Genomic DNA, 2,908 nt, shown 5'->3' with positions numbered 1-2,908 from the left:
TCGCGGGGCGCTGCCATGGTAAGGCGGAGTAGCTCAGCTGGTTAGAGCAGCGGAATCATAATCCGCGTGTCGGGGGTTCGAGTCCCTCCTCCGCTACCATTCTCGTTTCCGGATACATCCGCAAACGTCCGCATAATTCCAAAAAATCACACTAAATCAACGTACTTAAGCGTGATTCGCGTCCGCTTGGGTCCGCATGCTTCCGCATGCAGCCGGATTTGGTGTGGGGGTATTTTGGGGGTATTCTCGAGGGGTATCGGAAAGGAGCGATACCCCCAATGCCTCTAACAGAAACCGCAGCCAAAAATGCCAAACCTCGTGAGCAAGCCTTCAAGCTATCCGATGGAGGCGGATTGTTCCTGCTCGTTCAGCCAAACGGAAGTAAGCTCTGGCGCTTGAAGTATCGATTTGAAGGCAAGGTGTTGATTTGCACTGAGAGTTGACCCGGGAGAGGCATAAATTTCCACTGAGAAGTGACCCATGTTCTGACCTTTCCCCTGGCTGTTGCGTCGGGGGATATTGGAGTGATCGACATGGCGTTATTGAGTGTAATCCGGCGCTGGCATTTTCGTGATGGGATGCCGATCCGGGAGATAGAGCGGCGCACCGGGCTGTCGCGCAACACGATCCGCAAGTATTTGCGCAGCGGCGCAGTGGAGCCCAAGTTCAGGGTCTCCGATCGGCCGAGCAAGCTGGACCGGTTTGCCGGGAAGCTGTCAGGCTGGTTGAAGATCGAGATCGGCAAGTCGCGCAAGCAGCGGCGCACGGCCAAGCAGATGCACGCCGATCTTGTGGCTCTGGGCTACGACGGTTCTTATGGGCGTGTGGCGGCCTTCGTGCGTGCGTGGAAGGCCGAACGCCAGCGCGATGCCCAGTCCGCAGGCCGCGGAACGTTCGTGCCGCTGATCTTTGCGCCTGGCGAGGCATTCCAGTTCGACTGGAGCGAGGACTGGGCCATTCTGGGCGGCAAGCAGACCAAGTTGCAGGTGGCGCACACCAAGCTGTCGCACAGCCGGGCGTTTATCGTGCGGGCCTATCTGCTCCAGACCCATGAGATGCTGTTCGACGCTTTGACTCAAGCGTTCAGGGTGCTGGGCGGGGTGCCGCAGCGCGGCATCTTTGATAACATGAAGACCGCAGTTGATCGGATCGGCAGTGGCAAGGCCCGGCAGATCAACGCACGCTTTGCCGCGATGGCCAGCCATTACCTGTTCGAGCCGGAGTTCTGTAACCCGGCCTCGGGCTGGGAGAAGGGCCAGGTTGAGAAGAACGTCCAGGATGCCCGGCGCCGTCTGTGGCAACCGATGCCCAGCTTTGCAGACATCGATGCGCTCAACGCCTGGCTCGAGGAGCGCTGCATCGCGCAGTGGGCTGGTATCCAGCATGGCACCTTGCCCGGCACTGTCGCCGACGTGCATGCAGAAGAGACCCCCAGCCTGATGCCGCTGGGCCGCCCCTTCGACGGCTTTGTCGAGCACACCAAGCGCGTATCGCCCACCTGCCTGGTGACGCTGGAGCGCAACCGCTACAGCGTGCCGGCGTCCTTTGCCAACCGGCCGGTCAGCTTGCGGGTCTACCCCGAGCGGATCGTCATCGCCGCCGAGGGCCGGATCCTGTGCGAACATGGCCGGATCATTGCACGATCCCATCACCTGCCGGGTCGGATCGTCTATGACTGGCGGCACTATCTGGCGGTGATCCAGCGCAAGCCTGGCGCGCTGCGCAACGGAGCACCGTTCACCGAGATGCCCGATGCCTTCCGCCAGTTGCAGGGATATCTGCTCAAGCGCCCCGGCGGCGACCGGGAGATGGTCGATATCCTGGCGCTGGTGCTGCAGCACGACGAGCAGGCGGTGCTGTGCGCGGTCGAACTGGCTCTGGAGGCAGGGGTTCCCACCAAGACCCATGTGCTCAACATCCTGCACCGGCTGACCGACGGCAAAGCGCCTCCTGCACCGCCGATCGATGCACCGCAGGCGCTGCGCCTTGTCCAGGAGCCGGTCGCCGATGCCGGGCGCTACGATAACCTGCGGGAGATCGCTCGTGCGTCATGATCCCGCCAGCGCTGCTGTGGAGGTCATGCTGCGCGGCCTCAAGATGTATGGCATGGCCCAGGCCGTCGCCGAGCTCATTGCACAAGGCGCGCCTGCGTTCGATGCCGCCGTTCCGATCCTCTCCCAGCTGCTCAAGGCCGAGATGGCCGAGCGCGAGGTCCGCTCCATCGCCTACCAGATCAAGGCCGCCCGGTTCCCGGCCTACAAGGACCTGGCCGGGTTCGACTTCGCATCCAGCGAAGTGAACGAGGCTCTGGTGCGCCAGCTGCATCGCGGCGAGTTCATCGATGGCGCGCACAATGTCGTGGCCGTAGGCGGTCCCGGCACCGGCAAGACCCACATCGCCACCGCGCTCGGTGTTCAGGCGGTCGAGCATCACCGCAAGAAGGTGCGGTTCTACTCCACGGTCGATCTGGTCAACGCGCTCGAACAGGAAAAGGCGATGAACAAGGCAGGCCAGCTTGCCGAACGCCTGCTGCGCCTCGACCTCGTCATCCTCGACGAGCTGGGATACCTGCCGTTCAGCCCGTCGGGCGGCGCACTGCTGTTCCACCTGCTCAGCAAGCTTTACGAGCGCACCAGCGTCGTCATCACCACCAACCTCAGCTTCAGCGAATGGGCCGACGTGTTCGGCGATGCCAAGATGACCACAGCGCTGCTGGACCGGCTTACCCACCATTGCCACATCCTCGAGACCGGAAACGACAGCTTCCGGTTCAGAGCCAGCTCCGCTGCCCCCAAAACCAGAAAGGAGAAAACACCCGCTTGACCCAATGCCCGCATCGCGGGACATAGCATCCACCCGGGTCACTTCTCGATGAAATTCCCGGGCCAACTCTCAGTGCAAATCAACA

Annotated in this window: 3 protein-coding genes and 1 tRNA gene; all 4 read left to right on the top strand. The window is 62.2% G+C overall.

What is annotated here, in order from left to right; all coding sequences use genetic code 11:
- The first annotated feature begins 22 nt into the window (after positions 1-22).
- Positions 23-99, top strand: a tRNA-Met gene (locus tag ABL922_RS14385).
- A 107-nt stretch (positions 100-206) separates the two neighbouring features.
- Positions 207-443 (top strand): Arm DNA-binding domain-containing protein, encoded by a 237-nt coding sequence (locus ABL922_RS14380; protein WP_349024898.1) that lies wholly within the window; start codon positions 207-209, stop codon positions 441-443.
- Between the two features lie 90 nt (positions 444-533).
- Positions 534-2,054 carry an IS21 family transposase gene (istA, locus tag ABL922_RS14375; protein WP_349024899.1) on the top strand — a complete coding sequence of 507 codons (1,521 nt, stop codon included), beginning with the start codon at positions 534-536 and terminating at the stop codon, positions 2,052-2,054.
- Positions 2,044-2,823, top strand: coding sequence for an IS21-like element helper ATPase IstB (istB, locus tag ABL922_RS14370; protein WP_349024897.1), 780 nt, complete (start codon positions 2,044-2,046; stop codon positions 2,821-2,823). Before istA ends, istB begins: the two co-directional genes overlap by 11 nt.
- The last annotated feature ends 85 nt before the right edge of the window (positions 2,824-2,908 follow it).

This window comes from Sphingorhabdus sp., from assembly GCF_040079335.1.
GTDB lineage: Bacteria > Pseudomonadota > Alphaproteobacteria > Sphingomonadales > Sphingomonadaceae > Sphingorhabdus_B.
Note: the sequence above shows the minus strand (reverse complement) of the source record. Positions and strands in the feature narration are given on the sequence as shown.